The organism is Pediococcus damnosus (assembly GCF_001437255.1).
Classification (GTDB): domain Bacteria; phylum Bacillota; class Bacilli; order Lactobacillales; family Lactobacillaceae; genus Pediococcus; species Pediococcus damnosus.
On record NZ_JQBD01000173.1, the window covers coordinates 1 to 832 of the forward strand.

Consider the following 832-nt stretch of genomic DNA (forward strand, 5'->3'; position numbering starts at 1 on the left):
TTCATTTACACAAGATTCTTGACGCTACCATAGCGATGTATTGAAGCTATATCAGGGCCTAATGATCGCCACTTCAGTAGCCAATTACTGACTAGATTAACTAAAATTGCTTCAATTGGGAATGCTAACAATAAGATGACTTTGTCGTTAACTGGAATAACCAGGTAGCCAAATAAAAGAATACCAGATCCTACAGTGGTTAATCCAATAATTAGCCAACTGATAACAATCCCAGGTATTAACATGCCCACTATAATGGCTAGTAACAACAAAAGGAAAACACCTATTTGAATATTCGGTTCCAAAAAAACTGCAAAAAATAGCATTAAGATAGGAAATATCCACGACAAAACAATGGGAACATACCCCTTAAATATTATCTCTGATAAATTCATTACATAGTCTCCTATAAAAATCTTTTAATCATTATAATCTATCTATTCCAAATTTAAATATCATAATTGTTATATTAGTTTAATATATCTCTAATTTCTTTTGATCCTATATTTAATACGGTACCTAATAAAAGTCGACCGTTTAATCCCAGTATTACGGGAAACATCCACATCACTCATACCGGCCTGATAAAGCTTAAAAGCATGTTGCAAACGGAAATCATCTTTGGCATATTGGGGTTTGCGTCCATGATATTTACCCTGCTGTTTGGCGAGGGCAATCCCTTGTTGCTGACGTTCGATGATCCGCTTACGTTCGCTTTCAGCCTGATACTTATACAGTTCAATGATGAGGTTAGTCATGAGTTGACGTAAGTTAGGATCAGCAATTCCCGTCATGGACGGCAAATTCAACACATCTAGGGTGGCACCCTTAT

Annotated in this window: 2 protein-coding genes; both read right to left on the reverse strand. The window is 36.1% G+C overall.

Annotation, left to right across the window (positions count from 1 at the left end; translation table 11 throughout):
* Positions 1-5: 5 nt before the first annotated feature.
* The gene (locus IV84_RS10500; RefSeq protein ID WP_056986632.1) at positions 6-395 is read right to left on the reverse strand and encodes a hypothetical protein; all 390 of its coding nucleotides are present in this window, start codon (positions 393-395) and stop codon (positions 6-8) included.
* Positions 396-485: 90 nt separating this feature from the next.
* Positions 486-832 (reverse strand): helix-turn-helix domain-containing protein (locus tag IV84_RS10505; RefSeq protein ID WP_081036112.1); only part of this gene is annotated, 347 nt, incomplete at its 5' end.